The 17839-nt window shown below is 33.0% G+C and carries 21 protein-coding genes, 1 tRNA gene, 1 other RNA gene and 1 pseudogene; 7 read left to right on the top strand and 17 right to left on the bottom strand.

Annotation, left to right across the window (positions count from 1 at the left end):
- Positions 1-102: 102 nt before the first annotated feature.
- From GFS03_RS10395 to GFS03_RS10385, 3 genes are read left to right on the top strand one after another with little or no spacing between them, the layout of a single operon-like run.
- Entirely contained in the window at positions 103-1110 is a 1008-nt protein-coding gene (locus GFS03_RS10395) for an adenylosuccinate synthetase (protein ID WP_153424018.1), read from the top strand.
- Positions 1111-2520: an NAD(P)/FAD-dependent oxidoreductase gene (locus tag GFS03_RS10390; protein WP_153424017.1), complete on the top strand. Its 1410-nt coding sequence runs from the start codon at positions 1111-1113 to the stop codon at positions 2518-2520.
- Between the two features lie 26 nt (positions 2521-2546).
- Positions 2547-3530: an Lrp/AsnC family transcriptional regulator gene (locus GFS03_RS10385; RefSeq protein WP_153424016.1), complete on the top strand. Its 984-nt coding sequence runs from the start codon at positions 2547-2549 to the stop codon at positions 3528-3530.
- Here GFS03_RS10385 and GFS03_RS10380 read toward each other — a convergent pair.
- The 6 genes from GFS03_RS10380 to GFS03_RS10355 are packed head-to-tail and all read right to left on the bottom strand — an operon-like array spanning position 3507 to position 8719.
- Complete coding sequence (locus GFS03_RS10380; RefSeq protein ID WP_153424015.1) at positions 3507-4316, bottom strand: prephenate dehydratase; 810 nt, start codon at positions 4314-4316, stop codon at positions 3507-3509. The genes GFS03_RS10385 and GFS03_RS10380 overlap by 24 nt on opposite strands.
- Before the next feature lie 29 nt (positions 4317-4345).
- Positions 4346-5563 (bottom strand): threonine ammonia-lyase, encoded by a 1218-nt coding sequence (gene ilvA, locus GFS03_RS10375; RefSeq protein WP_153424014.1) that lies wholly within the window; start codon positions 5561-5563, stop codon positions 4346-4348.
- Between the two features lie 23 nt (positions 5564-5586).
- Positions 5587-6102 (bottom strand): HIT family protein, encoded by a 516-nt coding sequence (locus tag GFS03_RS10370; RefSeq protein ID WP_153424013.1) that lies wholly within the window; start codon positions 6100-6102, stop codon positions 5587-5589.
- Between the two features lie 39 nt (positions 6103-6141).
- The gene (gene radA / locus GFS03_RS10365) at positions 6142-7116 is read right to left on the bottom strand and encodes a DNA repair and recombination protein RadA (protein WP_153424012.1); all 975 of its coding nucleotides are present in this window, start codon (positions 7114-7116) and stop codon (positions 6142-6144) included.
- 56 nt (positions 7117-7172) lie between these two features.
- Entirely contained in the window at positions 7173-7721 is a 549-nt protein-coding gene (locus GFS03_RS10360) for a hypothetical protein (RefSeq protein ID WP_153424011.1), read from the bottom strand.
- Positions 7700-8719 (bottom strand): RsmB/NOP family class I SAM-dependent RNA methyltransferase, encoded by a 1020-nt coding sequence (locus tag GFS03_RS10355; RefSeq protein WP_153424010.1) that lies wholly within the window; start codon positions 8717-8719, stop codon positions 7700-7702. Before GFS03_RS10355 ends, GFS03_RS10360 begins: the two co-directional genes overlap by 22 nt.
- Positions 8720-8729: 10 nt before the next feature.
- Here GFS03_RS10355 and cyaB point away from each other — a divergent pair, with 10 nt between their 5' ends.
- The 3 genes from cyaB to GFS03_RS10340 are packed head-to-tail and all read left to right on the top strand — an operon-like array spanning position 8730 to position 10562.
- Complete coding sequence (gene cyaB / locus GFS03_RS10350) at positions 8730-9290, top strand: class IV adenylate cyclase (protein WP_153424009.1); 561 nt, start codon at positions 8730-8732, stop codon at positions 9288-9290.
- Positions 9253-10089 carry an SAM hydrolase/SAM-dependent halogenase family protein gene (locus GFS03_RS10345; protein ID WP_153424008.1) on the top strand — a complete coding sequence of 279 codons (837 nt, stop codon included), beginning with the start codon at positions 9253-9255 and terminating at the stop codon, positions 10087-10089. The genes cyaB and GFS03_RS10345 overlap by 38 nt, the downstream gene beginning before the upstream one ends.
- Complete coding sequence (locus GFS03_RS10340) at positions 10044-10562, top strand: nicotinamide-nucleotide adenylyltransferase (protein WP_153424007.1); 519 nt, start codon at positions 10044-10046, stop codon at positions 10560-10562. The genes GFS03_RS10345 and GFS03_RS10340 overlap by 46 nt, the downstream gene beginning before the upstream one ends.
- Positions 10563-10568: 6 nt before the next feature.
- Here GFS03_RS10340 and GFS03_RS10335 read toward each other — a convergent pair whose 3' ends face one another.
- Together GFS03_RS10335 and GFS03_RS10330 are read right to left on the bottom strand one after the other, a co-directional pair.
- Positions 10569-11108 carry a DUF99 family protein gene (locus tag GFS03_RS10335; RefSeq protein ID WP_153424583.1) on the bottom strand — a complete coding sequence of 180 codons (540 nt, stop codon included), beginning with the start codon at positions 11106-11108 and terminating at the stop codon, positions 10569-10571.
- Positions 11089-12282 carry a Cdc6/Cdc18 family protein gene (locus tag GFS03_RS10330; RefSeq protein ID WP_153424006.1) on the bottom strand — a complete coding sequence of 398 codons (1194 nt, stop codon included), beginning with the start codon at positions 12280-12282 and terminating at the stop codon, positions 11089-11091. The genes GFS03_RS10335 and GFS03_RS10330 overlap by 20 nt, the downstream gene beginning before the upstream one ends.
- 319 nt (positions 12283-12601) lie before the next feature.
- Here GFS03_RS10330 and GFS03_RS10325 point away from each other — a divergent pair.
- Positions 12602-12675, top strand: a tRNA-Ala gene (locus GFS03_RS10325).
- 33 nt (positions 12676-12708) lie between these two features.
- Here the strand turns inward: GFS03_RS10325 and GFS03_RS10320 are convergent.
- The 9 genes and pseudogenes from GFS03_RS10320 to GFS03_RS10275 form a co-directional block, all read right to left on the bottom strand.
- A pseudogene (locus tag GFS03_RS10320) lies at positions 12709-12852 on the bottom strand (putative integrase); the annotation flags it as partial.
- 320 nt (positions 12853-13172) lie between these two features.
- Entirely contained in the window at positions 13173-13517 is a 345-nt protein-coding gene (locus GFS03_RS10315; RefSeq protein WP_153424005.1) for a hypothetical protein, read from the bottom strand.
- Positions 13518-13691: 174 nt separating this feature from the next.
- Positions 13692-15029 (bottom strand): tRNA(Ile)(2)-agmatinylcytidine synthase, encoded by a 1338-nt coding sequence (locus GFS03_RS10310; protein WP_153424004.1) that lies wholly within the window; start codon positions 15027-15029, stop codon positions 13692-13694.
- Entirely contained in the window at positions 15026-15277 is a 252-nt protein-coding gene (locus GFS03_RS10305) for an Lrp/AsnC ligand binding domain-containing protein (RefSeq protein WP_009990524.1), read from the bottom strand. The genes GFS03_RS10310 and GFS03_RS10305 overlap by 4 nt, the downstream gene beginning before the upstream one ends.
- 352 nt (positions 15278-15629) lie before the next feature.
- Positions 15630-15935: RNase P RNA component (rnpB, locus tag GFS03_RS10300), an RNA gene on the bottom strand.
- Positions 15936-15959: 24 nt separating this feature from the next.
- On the bottom strand, positions 15960-16127 hold the full coding sequence (locus tag GFS03_RS10295; RefSeq protein ID WP_153424003.1) for a preprotein translocase subunit Sec61beta: 168 nt from the start codon (positions 16125-16127) through the stop codon (positions 15960-15962).
- 21 nt (positions 16128-16148) lie between these two features.
- Positions 16149-16916, bottom strand: a complete 768-nt coding sequence (locus tag GFS03_RS10290; RefSeq protein ID WP_153424002.1) for a geranylgeranylglyceryl/heptaprenylglyceryl phosphate synthase — start codon at positions 16914-16916, stop codon at positions 16149-16151.
- Positions 16846-17169 (bottom strand): transcription elongation factor, encoded by a 324-nt coding sequence (locus GFS03_RS10285; protein ID WP_153424001.1) that lies wholly within the window; start codon positions 17167-17169, stop codon positions 16846-16848. The genes GFS03_RS10290 and GFS03_RS10285 overlap by 71 nt, the downstream gene beginning before the upstream one ends.
- Positions 17170-17324: 155 nt before the next feature.
- Positions 17325-17687: an SWIM zinc finger family protein gene (locus tag GFS03_RS10275; RefSeq protein WP_153423999.1), complete on the bottom strand. Its 363-nt coding sequence runs from the start codon at positions 17685-17687 to the stop codon at positions 17325-17327.
- Between the last annotated feature and the right edge of the window lie 152 nt (positions 17688-17839).

Raw genomic sequence — 17839 nt, 5'->3', positions numbered from 1 at the left:
TAGTTAACGAAATGTTTCGAAAGTGTCTAGATTTCTATAATGTTAAATAACGCATAGATATGTTTAAATAAGATAGAGTAGAGGTATACAAAACGGTGTTTGATGCTAGAATTAGTAGTTGGAGGATTTTTTGGCGATGAAGGAAAGGGAAAAGTAGCGGCTTATTTGGGTATTAAAGATAAACCAAAATTAAGCGTGAGAACTGGATCTATTAATGCCGGACATACCGTTATATATTCGGGAAAGATATGGAAGCTAAGGATTATTCCATCTGCATTTGTAAATAAATCCACAGAATTAGCTCTAGCTCCTGGTGCACTTACGTCATTAGAAGTCCTATTTAAGGAGATGAGAGAAACTGAAACTTATGATAGATTATATATTGATTCTCATGTTGGAATCATAACTGAAGATGAGGTAAGAGAAGAGAAAAACGATCCACATCTTATAAATGTAATTGGAAGCACTGGTCAAGGTGTAGGTTATGCAGAAAGTAAAAGAATATTAAGAAAATTAAAGTTAGCAAAAGATTACAAAGAACTTGAGAAGTTTATCATAGATGTTCCTAATAAAATATTGGATTACTTAGATAATGGTCACAATATCCTTATAGAAGGAACGCAAGGACATTATTTAAGTCTATACCATGGCGAGTATCCATACGTAACTAGTAGAAACACTACTGCATCAGGGATATTAAGCGAGGCTGGAATAGGACCAAAATATGTAGATCACATAATAATTACCTTCAAGAGTTACGTCACCAGAGTAGGAAAAGGTCCACTGGAAGGTGAGTTAACAGAAGAAGACGCAAAAAAACTCGGTTTAACAGAATATGGTACGGTAACTGGAAGATTAAGGAGAGTAGCACCATTTAACGTTAAACTTGCTAGAGAAGCAATTAGAATAAATTCAGCTACAATAGTTGCGATAACTAAACTAGATGCCTTATTTAAGGACGCATATAGAGTGAGAGAATATGAAAAATTACCTGCTGAGGCTAGGAAGTGGTTAGATGAATTAGAAGAAGAGCTAAAAACACCTATTGGACTTATTGGCACTGGAGAAGATGCATACGATATGATAGATCTGAGAGAGGAGGTGGAATAAATGAGCTCTTATGATGTTGTGATAATCGGAGGAGGTCCAGCTGGGCTATTCGCTGCGTATGAGCTAGTGAGTTTGGCTAAAGAAAATGTTACTAACTATAAGATATTATTAGTTGATAAGGGAGCTAGAGCAAGTAAAAGAACTTGCCCACTTTTATCTCCGAAGGAGAAATGTACATTTTGTGATCCATGTCATATCATGTATGGTTTTGGTGGAGCGGGAACGTTCAGTAGTGGAATAATAAACCTAAGGCCAGATATTGGAGGAGAATTGCATGAAATAACTAGAAGTTGGGATAAGGCACAAGAATTAATAAACTACGTTGACGATATTTTCGTAAAATTTGGAGCACCAAAGGACAGAGTATTTGAACCAAATATGGAAAAAGTCAAAGAAATACAAAGAAGAGCTGCAAAAGTAGGTGCTGAGTTTGTTCCAATTAGGCAAAGACATATGGGGACCGATAAAACACCATTAATAATAGAGAATATTGTAAACTATGTTGAAAAGAAGGGAATTAAAATAGGAGAGCTAACTGAGGTTATAGATATAGAAAAGAAGGGTAATAAATTCCTACTTAAAACTTCAAGAGGTGAAATAGAGTCTAGAATAGTCCTTGTGGCCCCGGGAAGAGCCGGTGCTAAATGGTTCTATGAGCAATCTAAAAAATTAGGGGTTGATACAATACCAGGGCCATTAGATATAGGAGTAAGAGTAGAAACTGAGTCATTTGTGTTTGATGAACTTACAGAAGCTGTATGGGATCCCAAGGTGATATTATACTCTAAGAGATATGACGATAAAGTAAGAACGTTCTGTGTTAATCCAAGAGGATATATTATGAAGGAGGTTTATGACGATGGAACTATTGGAGTTAATGGAGAAACCTATGTTGATAAAAAGAGTAATAATACTAATTTCGCATTCTTAACTACTATTAAGCTTTCAGATCCACTTGAGGATACTATAGAATATGGAAAGAGCATAGCTAGATTAATGACTAGACTAGGTGGTGGTAAACCAATATTGCAAAGGCTGATAGATTTTCAAAAAGGAAGAAGGAGTACATGGGAGAGAATAAACAGATCTACCGTAAAACCAACTTTAAGAGATGTAACACCAGGTGATATAAGTATGGGACTTCCTTATAGAGTAGTGGATAATTTAATAGATGGTTTAGAAAGGCTAGATAGTATAGCGCCAGGTATATTCTCTTCAAATACACTTCTATATGCGCCTGAAATAAAATATTATAGCGTAAGAGCTGTAGTGGATAATAATATGGAAACTGTAGTGGATAATTTATTTGCAGCTGGTGATGGGACTGGACTTTCTAGGGGAATAAACGTAGCTGCTGCAACTGGTATATTGGCCGCAAGAGGAATTGCTATTAAGTTAGGGTTAGATTAATATATCACGTTAGTGCTTTTTAAATTATGGATTTATCCGAAATTTCAGATATTGATAAGGAAATATTGATGAAACTAGAATACGACTTTCCCTTTGATCCTGAACCTTTTAAAATTATTAGTGAAGAACTAAAAATTTCCGAGGAAGAATTATTAAATAGAATTAAAAAACTACTAGAAAATGGTGTAATTAAAAGAATAGGAATGTATGTTAGTTTTAGAGCAAAGGGAATGGATGGAGCGTTAATTGCAGCACGTATTCCTCCAGATAAGATAGAAAGGTTTAGGAAGATTGCACTAGGAATTAAAGAACTAACTCACAATTATGTTAGGGATCATCCAAAGTATAATATATGGTTTGTTTTAAAAGCAAGTGATAGAGATACGCTAAACAAGAATGTTAAAGAATTACTTAGCCAGGTGGATTGTAATGATTATATTATATTATATTCTAAAAGAACATTGAAATTAAGTGTAAAATATGATGTTATAAGAGGTGTATCATGGAGTCCAAATAACTCCATAAGGAGTCTTAATAGAGTTCCTACAGCAGAAGAACTAGGAATAGATAAACAGTTATTAACAGAGCTATCTTATCCATTAAAAATTTCACAAAGGCCATTTAAAGAAATAGCTGAAAAACATAAAATGAAAGAAGATGAGCTAATTGAATTAGTTAAAGAATTATATGATAAAAACGTAATTAAAGATTATGGGGCAACTCTTAATGGAGAGAAAATAGGAATAGTTGAAAATGGAATGGTTCTTCTAGATACTAATAATGTAGAAAAAGCTTGTGAAAAGTTAGCTTTAAACATCCCGGAGGCTACACATGTAGTACTTAGAGAATCTAACGATGAAAGTTGGAAATATTTGTGCTACAGTATGATACATGCAAGTAAGAAAGAAACTATAAGAAGTGTAGCAAAAGAGATTTCAAAAGAAACAGATTCAAGAAGCTACATGATATTATTCAGCTTAGAGAACCTAAAACCTGGAATCGTTATTTAGTTTAGAGAAAGATCCTTTTATTTTTAATACAGATGTAGACTTAGCTAGTTTTTCAATAAACTCATGATTTGAGATATCGCCTTCATACTCTAAATAAAAGTAATATTGCCAAGGTATTGATTTCAATGGCCTAGAATATATCATCGAAATATTTATATTATATTCATAAAATATTTGAAGAACCTTATAAAGAGCTCCAGGCTTATGAGGAACAGTAAATAATATCATTGACTTAGTTCCATTAGAGCTCATTTTTTTAGATAGAACTACAAATCTAGTATAATTATTATGTGGATTAATTGTGAAGAGAACTTTTAAATTATAAAGCTTAGCTGCAAAAGTAGAACAAATAGCCGCAGCCTCCGAATCTCGAGATACAATCTGTGCAGCCTTTGAAGTACTTTCTACTGGTATGTATTCGTTAAAGCCTAACTCCTTTAACTTTTCTCTAGCCTCATTGAAAGCATGGGGATGTGAGTATATTCTCTTAATCTGACTCAAATCAGTACTTCTAGCAGCTAAAGCGAGTTCTATCTTTCTCTCAATCTCGCCTACAACATATATATTATCATAAGTGTAGAGATTATCAAGGGTTTCATTTACCGGTCCTTCTATGCTATTTTCTATTGGAACTATACCTATAGAACCTTCTCTTTCCTTGACTTTCTTAAATACTAAAGATATTGTTAATTCACTCTTCAAATTTCCTTCATTAAGCAGAGTAGCTGCCTCGTGTGTAAAACTTCCCTCCGGACCTAAATAATAAATTCCATCTGCATCTACCATCTAAAATCTCTACATAAATGACTTATAAACTATTCTACAATTTTAACATCTATTCCTTCATTTGCTAAATTCATCAAAAGTGAGCTAAGAGCTTCTGAAGATTGAAGCTCGAAAGTTATATATATTTTAGTATATCCTGGTAGTACATCGCTACTATGCCTATCGTGAACTATATCGATTATATTACCTCTGATCTTAACCACATAACTTAATACTTTATTTAATTGCCCTGGCTTATCTGGAACTATTACCCTTACTTTGACGACCCTTTTTTGCCTATATAAGAACTTCTCAGTTAGAGTAGATAATAAGGACAAGTCAATATTCCCTCCACTTATTAGTGAAATTACCCTTTTGCCTATTCCATTCACTTTAACCTTCCCCGAGATTATTGACGCTAGTGAAGCAGCTCCTGCTCCTTCTGCTAATGTTTTACTTCTTTCTAGTAGTAAAACTATTGCTTCAGCAATTTCTTCATCATCTACTAATACTATATCGTCTACTAATTCATTAATGATCCCAAAGGTTAGTTCAGAAGGAGATTTAACTAGTATGCCATCAGCTATAGAATAACCCGGCTCTATTTCTACAAGTCTTCCAAGATTCTTAGAAACCTTCATAGAAGGAGAAGAGGAAGACTGAACGCCTATTATCTTGACATTTGGAAATCTATACTTTAAAGCTATACTTATACCAGAAATTAGTCCTCCACCTCCTATTGGAATAATTACGTAATCTGGTTCAATATCATATAATTCTAATCCTATAGTACCTTGTCCGATTATCACATCTAAATCGCCATAAGGATGAACAAATATTAAACCAGTATTTTGAATTAATTCTTCTGCTTTCTTCATACTCTCATGCAAATACTTGCCATATAGGATCACCTCTGCACCATAGGATCTTGTAGCTAAATACTTAGAAGCTGGAGCTGTTTCTGGCATCACTATAGTTGATCTAATATTTAACGTTGAGGCAGCATATGCGACTCCTTGAGCATGATTACCTGCTGAGACGGCAATAACGCCTTTCTTTTTGTCTTCCTCCTTCAGAGATAATAGTTTATTAAATGCACCTCTAACTTTAAATGACCCCGTTTTCTGTAAGTTTTCTAATTTAAGATAAACTTTTGCGTTTATAATCCTAGAAAATGTTGTAGAATAGTCTATTGGAGTAGTATGTACATATTTTTCTATTTTCTCTTTTGCTAACTTAATTCTATCAAAATATTCTAAATAATTCATCCGTAAAACCCTGCCTTCATCAATTACTCAGATTTCGAGGGCTTCTTCATAATCTCATTAATTTTTGCATTTAATTTTTTAAACGTATCTCCAAGTGTCTCCGGCATAACCTTAGTATTAAAAATAACTGGCATAAAATTGGAATCACCATTCCATCTTGGTACAATATGCACATGCATGTGAGCTTCTATACCCGCTCCAGCGACTCTGCCTATATTTACACCTATGTTGAAACCATCTGGAGTATAAATTTCTCTTATAGCTTTTATTGCGACACTAGTTAAATTAAATATGTCTAATGCTTCATCGTTACTTAAAAGCTCAATTGAAGGGATATGCCTATAAGGGACGACCATTACATGTGCAGTATTATAAGGAAATGCATTAAGTATTATGAAAGCATGTTTTCCCCTATATACTACGTAATTTTGTTCGTCGTTCTCTTCTTTTATTACTCTACAAAATAAGCATTCGTCTTGTTTCGCCTTGCTGGTTTCAGATATATACTTAGCTCTCCATGGCGCCCATAAAACATTCATAAGTAAAATATTATTCACTGACACATAAAATATTAACTTTTACTCTTCGGCGTCCCTTATTCCTTCTTCAGTTAATGCAAACACTACTTCTCCTTCTGGTAAATGCGGAGCGTCAACAACTCTCGCTATCCTTCTATTTCCTCTGCTCTTTTTAAGCTGAATTCTTATCCCCGGTACGTGATAAAGGGTGTGACCACCAACTGCTACGGTGGGATCTCCATAAAACATATCTGGCCTAGCCATTACTTGATTAGTTATAATCACTGCAATATCATAAACCTCTGCAAGTCTGGTTAATTGATGTAAGTGTTTGTTAAGCTTCTGTTGCCTTATAGCTAAATTTTCTCTTCCAGGGTATTCTGCCCTAAAATGAGAAGTTACAGAATCTACAACAATTAATTTAATTGAAGGATCTTTACTGACTAACTCTTGCAAATCATCAACAATAGCTATTTGGTGATCTGTATTTATCGCTCTTATATAATATATATTATTCATCACATTATCAATATCTAATCCTAGAGCTTTAGCCATATTTTCAATTCTTTCCCACCTAAAAGTACCTTCAGTGTCTATATAAACTGCTTTACCAGATAAGCCACCTTTCTCAAGTGGTAATTGTACATTAACACTTAACTGATGACATAGTTGCGTCTTACCAGACCCAAATTCGCCGAAAAATTCAGTCATAGTCCTAGTTTCTATACCCCCACCTAAAAGACCGTCTAATGCTTGACTACCGGTAGATATTTTCTTAACGTTCATTCGCTCTTTTTTGACTTCTAAAGCCGTCTTAAACCTTATATCTAATGCGTCTCTAGCTTCTTTAATTATCTTTTGCGCTGTAGACAGCGGAATACCAGCTGCTACACTCAGATCTTGTGGAGATGCAACGGCTAAGGTTTCAAGGGAAGAGTAACCAGCTTCTATTAGCTTGTTAATTACAGTCTGGCTAATTCCAGGTAAATCATTAATTGTTTTTACACTCTTTTTCTGCTCAACTTCATTTGACATCTATTACCACCAGACATTTATACTAGACATATACCTCTACTTTCTAATTTTTATATTTATCCACCGCGCCTTAAATACCATCCTATATCTTTAACTGGTATTACCTCATACACTCCTCTCTTCCTATTTTTAACCTTTGCGTATGCTATAAAATTGCTCATTTTATCTACAATTATCACATCATTATTATAATTATACATAGAATTAATATATATAGGTCTTTTATATATAATCTTATATATCAAATTGTAATCTGATATTACTAACTTATTCTCACACATCTCAGCTAAATATCTTCCAAAAGCTAAAGTAGGCAAGATCTCAGACTTATCATAAATAATTATTGGCGTACCAACGGAATATGGATGAAAACCTTTACTTAATAGACTACTTAGGAACTCCGATAAACGGATATTATTTACATTATTAGCTAGCATAAACAGTTGATTATATTTTCCTTTAAGTTCATAGAACGATTTGTTAAGTATAAATGTACTTAACTTATTTAAACAACCATATCTTGAGAAAATAATCTCAAGTTTAGGTTTAACCTCATCTATTTTAACTTCACTAAAACTCATCCTTATTCCTTCTTTAAAAGGCATAGGAAAAACCCTTCAGTACCTTGTATATGAGGAAAAAATCTTAAACAATTCTTCACATCATTATTAAATCTAGTATTATAATACTCTACGTATCCATTAGAAGCAGGATATCCTTCTACACTTATAGTTTTCATACCTAACTCTTCGATGGCGAAATTAACAATTAATTCGTCCTCTTCCGGTGCCACACTGCATGTTGAATAAACAATATAACCACCCTCTTTCAAGAGTTCATATGCTATTTCGATTAGAGATAACTGCAAATATGCAAAATCTCTTAAGTCATCCATTGTGGTTTTATATCGTCTAGTAGGATCCCTTTGTATTAATCCTTCACCGCTACAAGGTGCATCTAATAAGATTCTATCGAATTGAAATTTATTTATTTTTCTTAAGTTTGATACATCGGTTTTAATTAGTATAACATTTTCTGCTCCTAACCTATTAACATTACTGAGAAGAGATCTAATTCTATTGCGTTTTTTCTCAACTGCTACTACCAAACCTTTATTTTGCATTATTTGAGATAATTGTGTAGTTTTCCCGCCTGGTGCTGCAGCCATATCTAAAACAAAATCATCTTGTAAGGGATTTAGAACGTATGCTGGCACCATAGAAGCTAGCCCTTGAATATGATAATATCCCATAAGATACTCCAGTGTAGAACCTAGAGATGGCTTAGGTGGAGTTTTTTTAATTATATAACCATGTTGAAGCCATTTGACTTTTTCCAAAATAAATCCTTTATCTAGCATCATCTCTTCCAATTTTTTGCAATTAATTCTTAGTGTATTACATCTAATACTCTTTTTTAAAGGAAAACTACAAGAATTTAGATATTCTTCTAATTCTTCTTTATTACTAAACATATTCAAATATCGCTCTATCATATAATCTAAAAATCCATATTTAGAGGCTAATCTTTTAGCATTATAGCTAGGAGAAATATGAAACAAATTGGCATGTTCACTTAAATATCTCGCTATGCGATTTTCCATCAGAGAAATAATGATCGAAAAAGAGGTTAAAATAGTAGTTGAATACCCATCATTAAACGAGCTAAAAGAGTCATTGGAAAAAGAACTAAAATTATTGGATATAGAAAAACAAGAAGATATTTATTTTAATTATGTTTACCGAAATTTCAAAATAACTGATGAAGCAGTTAGAATAAGGGTTAATACTAAAGGAATAGAGCTTACATATAAGGGGCCTAAATTACACTCGTCATTAAAAGCTCGAGAAGAAATATCTATAATTGTAAATGACCTTAATAAAACAATTGAACTTCTGGGGAAAATAGGATTTTATCCTGTTATAACTATCAAAAAGACTAGAATAAATTACTTAGATAAATCATTTATTATATCGTTAGATTCAGTCGAGAACCTGGGGCAGTTCATAGAAATAGAAGCCATTAATGAAATTAGTGATCAAGAGATCCAGAACTATACTTCTAACTTCATTAGAAAATATGAGATAAAAGGAAAGTTAACGACAAAATCTTATCTAGAGTTACTAATTGATAAATATGAAGCGAATTTCAGGTCAAATAGCAATACTTACTGATTTTGGGCTTAATGATAACTATAATGGGGTAATGGAGGCAGTAATAAGGAAAATAAATCCAGAGGCCAAAATCACATATATAACTGGAAATAGCAAACCTTTTAATCTGATTGCTGGTGCATATCTATTATATACATCTTACAAATATTTTCCTAAAAATACAATATTTCTTGTGGTTATAGATCCAGGGGTAGGTACTAACAGAAGACCCTTAATAATAAAAACAAAAAATTATGTATTTATAGGTCCAGATAATGGTGTGTTATACCCAGCTATAGCTTCTGAGAAAATAATAAAAATAATAGAGATACAAAATGAGAAACTATATTTAGCTAAAACAATTTCGAATACTTTCCATGGTAGAGATATCTTCTCCGTAGCTGCTGCTCTTATCTCAATTGGAGTAGAACCTGATATATTCGGAAACCAGCTAAGATACGAAGATCTTACAAAATTAGATTTTACCTATAAATCGTTAGGGAATGAAATTTGTGGAAAGATCCTTTATGTAGACCATTTTGGAAATATAGCAACTAGTATACCTAAAGAAGTTTTACTAAATAACTTCAAATATGGTCAAAACGTAGAGATAAAGGTAAATAACTCTAAATATAAATGTAGATTTGTGAAAACATTCGGTTACGGAATGGAAAACGAGCTGTTAATCTACTTCAACGGTTATTTTATGGTCGAAATAGGAATTAATAAAGGGAGTGCAAAAGATAAATTAAACGTTAGAGAAGGTGATGAGATATGCCTAGAGGGTTATACCCAGGGAGATTTCAGCCATTCCATCTAGGTCATTTAAATGTAATCAAGTGGAGCTTAGAGAGAGTTGACGAGTTAATAATTTTAGTAGGTAGTTCACAAGAAAGTCACACAGTAACCAATCCATTTACCGCAGGAGAAAGAGTAGAAATGATAAGAAATTCTCTTAAGTATAGTGGGATAGATTTGTCTAGAATATTTATAATACCAATGCCAGATATTTTAATGAATAACATTTGGGCACATTATGTAAGTACTTATACCCCTAAATTTGAAGTCGTATTTGCCAGAAATCCGCTAGTAGTTAGAATATTCAAAGAAGCCGGATATAAAGTAGAGATTCCTCCAGCTTTTAATAGAGAAAAGTATAACTCAACTTATATTAGACGTCTTATAATCCTAAACGATAATTGGAGTGAGCTAGTTCCGGAACCTGTATATAAGTACATCTTAGATATTCATGGAGATCAAAGATTAAGAGAGATAGTAGGTACAGATAAGTAAAATTTTTTATATTGTTTTCTTATAACGCGATAAAAACCTTCCCAGACTACTTGCAATTACATGTGCACTCCTCAACAACTCCGGTATTTTCGAATAAATTTGATATTTCTCTATAATCGATTTAGCTAGGCTTAATTCGACTGTAGAATAAAGGAAAACGTTTCCCCTCTTTGTGGGAATTTGTTTAAGATTATTTAAAACGTAGAGTATCTCTCTCACTCTTTCCGTATCAGTCTGGAAGTGCTTCATAAGAGCATTTTTAATCAGATCTACCTTCGGCATCTTAGAATAAAAGAAAATCATGTTATCAGAATAAGGTACAATATAGTTGAAACCAGCAAATATTACACCATCTAAAATAAGAATATCACCTTTTTTCAACTGCTTCAGAACATAAGTAGCGTCATTTCCATCAACAGTTATTAGACCCCAGTCTAAATCAATCAGGTCATAATCGTAAAAAGTAACTACAACTAATGCAGTTTTGCCTTTTCCTCCCTTATATGATAATGGAAAATAACCGTCATCAACTCCAGAGATCAGCAAATCTACTATCACTTTCTATTAAAGATTTAACAATTATATTTTTATCAATAGCCAAACCTATCTCCTTAGTCTTGCCATATCTACCTCGATTTACAACCTTAGCTGTTAATATACCTACCATGTCTAATTCATTTATAATATCACTAACTCTTCTTTGTGTAATAGGTTCTACACCTAACTTCTTGCAAATAGCCAAATAACTCTCATATACAGCACCAGTAGTCAAAACTACATTCTCTTTAGAAGACATAGAGGCCACTGCAGTAAGAACTAACTTAGAGTGAAAAGGAAGAGTTAATATAATGTCCCTTACTCGATCTCTCTCTATTTCTTCCTTAGCTAAATGTACATACTCTTCTTTAACCTTAGAATCCTTCAATCTCTCAGCTATTTCACCAGCTACCCTCAAAAGATCTAATGCCCTACGTGCATCTCCGTGCTCTCGTGCAGCTAATGCTGCACATAATTTAATTACATTATCTGATAAAACTCCAGGCTTAAATGCCATCTGAGCTCGCTTTGTCAAAATATCTTCTAACTCTTCAGCATTATAAGGTGGAAAAACTACCTCTTCTTCGCTTAAGCTACTTTTAACTCTAGGGTCCAATAGATCTACAAACTTAATATCATTAGTTATTCCTATAAACGAAACTTTACTCTTATTCACTTCACTATTGATCCTGCTTAACCTATATAGAATATCGTCGTTATATTTCTTAACAAAAGCATCTATCTCATCCAAAACTATGACAACTTGTGAATTATACTCTCTTACAGCTTTTACTAAACGTCTGTAAAGCTCAGCTATTGATAGTCCAGTAAAAGGAACCTTTACGTCTAATGATTCCAACAAATCAGCCAATACTCTATATGGTGTATCTGTCTGCCTAGTGTTAATATAGATATATTTAAAATTTCCAAAAAATTTTTTATGTAATTTAGATAGAACAAACTTTACTACAGCCGTCTTTCCTGTTCCAGTCAAACCGTAGATGAAGATATTGTTGGGTTTCTCTTCCCTATATAATGGAGCTAAAATGCTGGCAATTTTCTTTATCTGGTCCTCTCTATGTGGTAACTCGTCTGGAATATAATCAGGCATTAAATATTCTCTGTTTACAAAGATACTTGAGGTCTTAAATGAAGAAATAACCTCATCAATTATATCACTCATCTTTTGTAACATTTATACTAACACAGTTTTTAAGACGTAAGCTATTTAACCGGGGAGTAAAAAACCCCTTTATTTCCACTGGAAAATCTAAGTTAAACATCATATAAAGGGATACCCCAGCATTTCATTTGGAGAATTCTACGATACAATAAATTCTAGTTTTTATCCGCATATAATCACTTTGTATAATGTATATTTCTTAGTCTCTATAATAAAAAGAAGGAATAGTTTAAAGTAATCTCCAAGAGAAATAAAGGGGTGTCAGTTGAGATATAAACGGGTAAAACTTTTAATCTATCCTTGTCTTTATTTTATTCGAGGGCCGGTAGCTCAGCCTGGAAGAGTGCTCGGTTTGCACCCGAGAGGTCCCGGGTTCAAATCCCGGCCGGTCCACTGTGGGGATACCCCCACACTCCCAATCCTAATGTATGTTTTAATTATCTTGTCTAAAGGTCCTATGTAAGTTTCCTTTGTGTGATTTCTATCGTCATTCTCTATCTTATAGACGTAATACTTGTTCCCTCTTTGACGTATTTTGTATTGCCCGGCAGAGAAAACTCTATAACCCATATATTAACTATGCCCCTTTTGCGTGATATAAGCTTTTAAGCATGGGGCATTTGCCATAAACAGTTGTGAAATTGAAAGAATGGGGCAAAAATTCCTCAATTGTGCAAAAAAAGTAAATTATTGACTGCGTACGTGATGTGAAAATAAATTTCAGAAGCACTTTGTTTGTATTTGTCGGGAGGCCAGACGTCTGTACTACAGTTTTTTCTAAACCCGCTTTTGTGTTTTAGGTTATTGTAAAAAATGAATAGACAGAAAAAATGACGCAGAGCAAATTGAGTAAATTTCCGCTTCTATTTCAACAAAATCATAAAAACTGTTTACAGCTTGAGGTATCTTCTTAATATCTGTCTAAAAGTTGGGGATAAGATGAGGGATATAACAAATGCATCAACAATGGCAGTTATTATTATTTCTGGTAGATATTGAATGTACCATGGTGATGTTTGGTTGGGTATAATGATTTTGCCAGTGAAATTATTAGTATTGCCAGTATAAGTATAGGTAGTGTTATTAATTAGAAGAGGGGGCACGGCAAAATTGATATTAGATAAGTTGATAGATGTAACTGTTTGTGTGGTTTGAGACATATGAATGTAGAAGAAGAGAGATAAAAAGGATGCTACCAAAACACCGATAACAGCTATTAGCGTTTTTTGAGCCATGTGAAGAGAGAAGAAGGAAAATATAAAAAATGTTTTCCATAGTGTCAAAATAAGCGGTGAGGGGCAGGGTAGGGTGTTGTGAAGTTGTGCATTATTTTTCTCTATGACAAACCGACGCATTGAATTTTTTGCAACTGCCAACTGGAGTAGTACACAACGTAAAACAACATCATACTAAATAATATAATAATAATTAATCTTGTATAATTCTGATCTGAATGTCTCTAGGAACTTTTTCTCTTCATAAAAACTTTGATTATTATTTTCTAGTTCTAAGAATATCGGCTTAGTAAGATGCCTGTAAGCTCTAGTTTGATACATTCCTAATGATAAGTTTCTCATTATATTTTTTATACTCTTATTATGTGTATTTATAATATATTTACATTTTTTACATTTATATCCCTTATTTTTTCCTAAAGATTTTGTAGATCCACCACATATGGGGCATTTTGGATTGACCAATTGTGTATCATATAATTTTAATATCTCAAATCTCTCCAGCTCTATGATCTTTCCATAAGCTATGGATGGCTTTATAGCGCCATAAGCTACTATTTCGTCACCTTCCTTTAATAGTTTAGCTGCACTGTTTAACTCCCCGGTTTCTTTATACACGAATAACACATCATCATCAGTAGTCCTAATTATTACATCTCCTCCTTCAAGTATCCTTACATTTTTTATTTTTACGACTTTCCTAGTTTGCTGATAGAAATAGTTACCAATTTTTTGGAAGTGAACATCAGTACTTTGATTAGTCTTAAACACCGCGAAAAAATCAATATCTTCATCCGATTCTATCAATTTCATAGCTTTAAGTAGATGTTCAATGGAAGTTCCTCTAATACCATATAGGATTGGATCACTTCCATGTGGAGTTATAAGGGGAACATCATTTATATAATCGTAATTTGCAAATGTTAGCGGGAACGTCTCTTCATCTACTTTCTTTACTGAGTCTTTATTTATCATTCTCTTTTTGAGCCAATTTTCTTTTTTCCTATAAGTAATTAATTCATAGGTATAGTCTCCACTCATTCCTAACGCTGCAATACTTCCGATAATACCTCTATCCCCTCTAATTTCTATATCGTTTTTTTCTGCGAAATTTTTCGCATAATCTATAGGAACAATATCCGATACTGCTTTAGTATAGAAATTATATAGTTCTTCGAATAAAGTTTTATATTTATCATATTCGATTATTGCTATTCCAGGTTTTCTTCCATGTTCTAGTGCTAGTGAAACATCTTTAGCATATTTAACCGAATACGAGAAAATTATATCCGCTAGCTCTTTCTTTGTTCCATTAAAGTCGACAACGAGTTTTATACTAGCATTGCCTCTTGTTTTCCAAGGTACATTTGGATTTAATCTAACTAAGTAAGGTAAGTCTAATAAAATAGTACTATGATTTTTATATAAATAGGAGGTTAGAATAATAGAAAAATGTGTAGTACATCCAAACTTGTAGGAATCATGGTCATCAATTCCTATTACATATTTCATTTCTTTATTACACTTCTTCCCTCCATTATTATCATTGTTAATGTCGATCTTACTTTCGGTATCTTTCGTATGGAATTACTAATGAAATTCTTAAGCTTATCCATATTCTCAGTTTCAACTTTTATTACGATATCATATACCCCATAAACTACGTACGCTTCCACGACTTCATTCATGTTTTTTAGCTTTTCGAATACCTCTTCTTCTCCTCCAGCGTCTGTATTTATAAGGACTATCGCACTAGCCACTTTTATCCACAGAGTTTTAATTTTATATGGCTATAAGAACTTTGCGACAATTAATGTATCTATATTAATTAATTTTGGGAAAAGATATAATTATGTATAAGGATGATCAGTAACTTAAAATGAGTTTCAAAAATATAATCTAAAAATGATTAATATAATAATATATATTAATATATATAATGACATAGGTGATGATGATGACCAAGATAAGTATTGTCTTTTGGAGAGGTACAAGAACTATATTGTAGCTAAACATTAAATTTTCCATCTATTTATTTTATAATCTCTAAAGATCACGGGAATAAGACATCACTTAAACATTGTAGATGAGGCTTCCATTAATACATTAGTAGGGACCCCTAGCATAACCCGGCTTCTGTACTGGGGGATTCGACTAAGCGTACTGTAAGGGGTCAACCCTTTGCTCATCCCCCTTTGACTTGCTCCCAAGAGGTCTACCGTTTCAAGTCCTAATACTTTCATCTATCATGTACTACTAGCAATTGCTTGCTAGTAGTTCCGCTCATCTATCTAGTATTAGGACTTCGTTTCTGTGTAGTTGCCAAGGATCCTATCCCTACCCCTTACGGGGTTCTTGCAAGGGTTGGAGGCCGGAGTTTCCTCAGGGTTTTACCCCGTTGCCCCCGCTAGGGGTCCCATAATTAATCTTCTTATTATGGCTTTAAAATAGTTTTGTAATAACTATAACGATAATTGCTAATGCTAGACTAGCTCCTATTACAATTTTAGGACTTATCTTAATTTTCTCGTTTTCCTCCTCATAATATCTAATTAATCCTGCCATTGACATTACTGGAACAACGTCTTTTTTCTTCTTTGGTGAAGGCATTATAGATCCCTCTTTCTCTACTTATTTATTCTTTATTCCCCTTATTATTTTTATTGCCTTAGTGACATCACTTTCAATTATATTTCCAGTAACAATTATATTTGCCCCAGCTTCGATCAATTTCAAAGCAACTTCTACGCTTCTTATTCCACCCCCTATAATTAACGGAATACTGGAAGTCTTTTTGATAAAAGATATCATTTCTGGCCTTATTGGTTCTGGGGCTCCAGATCCAGCTTCGAGGTAAACAAAATCCATTCCTAAATATTCCGCCGCTAAAGTATAGGCAGTTGCTAATTCAAAATTATCGTAGGGTATTACTCTGGCCTTACCTATATGTGCTGCAGTACCTCCATGTCCTACTATTATATAAGCAGTTGGTATTACCTCCATTTGTAACATTTTTATGATTGGAGCAGCAACTATCTGAGCACCTATTACATAATATATATCATCAGAGTTTAATAGGGATAAAAATAGCAACGCATCAGCCTTCTCAGATAATAAGTTTATATTGCTAGGAAATACAATCTTCGGTATCTCATAATCGTCAAGTAAGGATATGACAAAATCTAATTTATCTTTAGAAACACCTAGTGTACCTCCAATAAGAAATGCGTCAGTCCCTGCGTCATATAAGTTCTTTGCGATATATTTAAGCTCCTCACTAGAATTAATTTTAAATGGATCTAGGAGAGAAAAATGCAATTTCTCATTATCATTCAACTTGTCCATGAGGTATTTCTTCACTTTCCCCTTCAATTTCATTTTCTTCTTCCATATTTTCATTCGTTCTCTCTTTTATTTGTAATCTTCCATCTAAGTACATGTCTATGAATTTGGAATATGCATTTGCTTCATCAAATATAGGAGGCACTTCAATTTCAGTATAAAGGCCACAATTCCCACATGTAATTGTCGCAATATTATCTTTTATCTTTACACTAATTGAAACCTTCCCACATCTAGGACACTCGAAGGTTTTAGGTAATTTAGGCTTTACTCTGATAATTTTAGTCCTCTTTCGTCTTTTTCCTCCCATAATCGACCACTATTTACTTTTACCTTTCTTCTTTTTCGTATAAATATCTTTTGTACTTGAAGACTTTATTGGAAATTCCATTAATATTATATAAATTATTACAAAGGTAAGTATCAAAATTCCGGATATAAATACTAACTGCACATCGTTCAAAGTTAACTCTCCACTCTGTTCAATATTCTTCTTAGTTTTAAAGATTTTCCACAACTGTATATCTCGGTTAATATTTCTTTAAAATCTTTCGTGTATAACTCAATTTTTGTTATCTGATCCTTTTCTAATGCGTATTTTAAACCTAAAGTATGATAGCAAAAGTCATACTCGTTTCTTAAAAGTACATTGAATAAATAGAATGGACAACTACAATAATTAAGGTTAAGCACGTAGTCGTTATTACGTCCAATATAAATAAAGAACATATACAAAGTATCTTTAAGAGTTAGACTTACAAATCTTCCTTCTTTAACTACTCTTCTAGCTTTCAATAAAAGACGCTTATTTGTTTGATTTGAAGACACTTACACTTCTTTACCCGTCTAAGGGTTAATAATTTATCTAGTAATCAGTTTTAACTATTATTAGTTGACTTCAAATTGTTAATATCTTGACAAAATTTCTAGGATTATCATTTATAACTTATTACGGGTAAAAATAAAAGTTCTCATAACAT

Source organism: Sulfolobus sp. E5-1-F (genome assembly GCF_009601705.1).
Taxonomy (GTDB): Archaea; Thermoproteota; Thermoprotei_A; order Sulfolobales; family Sulfolobaceae; genus Saccharolobus.
The sequence above is the reverse complement of the archived record's forward strand: the minus strand, read 5'-3'. Positions and strand labels throughout refer to the sequence as shown.

Coding starts and splice junctions, on each gene's coding strand:
- GFS03_RS10360 (WP_153424011.1), bottom strand. CDS start 7,721: ATGCCTTTTAAAGAAGGAATAAGGATGAGTTTTAGTGAAGTTAAAATA.
- GFS03_RS10330 (WP_153424006.1), bottom strand. CDS start 12,282: ATGAGTGATATAATTGATGAGGTTATTTCTTCATTTAAGACCTCAAGT.
- GFS03_RS10340 (WP_153424007.1), top strand. CDS start 10,044: ATGCCTAGAGGGTTATACCCAGGGAGATTTCAGCCATTCCATCTAGGT.
- GFS03_RS10370 (WP_153424013.1), bottom strand. CDS start 6,102: ATGAATGTTTTATGGGCGCCATGGAGAGCTAAGTATATATCTGAAACC.
- radA (WP_153424012.1), bottom strand. CDS start 7,116: ATGTCAAATGAAGTTGAGCAGAAAAAGAGTGTAAAAACAATTAATGAT.
- GFS03_RS10380 (WP_153424015.1), bottom strand. CDS start 4,316: ATGGTAGATGCAGATGGAATTTATTATTTAGGTCCGGAGGGAAGTTTT.
- GFS03_RS10345 (WP_153424008.1), top strand. CDS start 9,253: ATGAAGCGAATTTCAGGTCAAATAGCAATACTTACTGATTTTGGGCTT.
- GFS03_RS10390 (WP_153424017.1), top strand. CDS start 1,111: ATGAGCTCTTATGATGTTGTGATAATCGGAGGAGGTCCAGCTGGGCTA.
- GFS03_RS10355 (WP_153424010.1), bottom strand. CDS start 8,719: ATGGAAAATCGCATAGCGAGATATTTAAGTGAACATGCCAATTTGTTT.
- ilvA (WP_153424014.1), bottom strand. CDS start 5,563: ATGAATTATTTAGAATATTTTGATAGAATTAAGTTAGCAAAAGAGAAA.
- GFS03_RS10310 (WP_153424004.1), bottom strand. CDS start 15,029: ATGAAATATGTAATAGGAATTGATGACCATGATTCCTACAAGTTTGGA.
- GFS03_RS10295 (WP_153424003.1), bottom strand. CDS start 16,127: ATGCCTTCACCAAAGAAGAAAAAAGACGTTGTTCCAGTAATGTCAATG.
- GFS03_RS10315 (WP_153424005.1), bottom strand. CDS start 13,517: ATGGCTCAAAAAACGCTAATAGCTGTTATCGGTGTTTTGGTAGCATCC.
- GFS03_RS10285 (WP_153424001.1), bottom strand. CDS start 17,169: ATGGGAGGAAAAAGACGAAAGAGGACTAAAATTATCAGAGTAAAGCCT.
- cyaB (WP_153424009.1), top strand. CDS start 8,730: ATGATCGAAAAAGAGGTTAAAATAGTAGTTGAATACCCATCATTAAAC.
- GFS03_RS10395 (WP_153424018.1), top strand. CDS start 103: ATGCTAGAATTAGTAGTTGGAGGATTTTTTGGCGATGAAGGAAAGGGA.
- GFS03_RS10385 (WP_153424016.1), top strand. CDS start 2,547: ATGGATTTATCCGAAATTTCAGATATTGATAAGGAAATATTGATGAAA.
- GFS03_RS10290 (WP_153424002.1), bottom strand. CDS start 16,916: ATGAAAATATGGAAGAAGAAAATGAAATTGAAGGGGAAAGTGAAGAAA.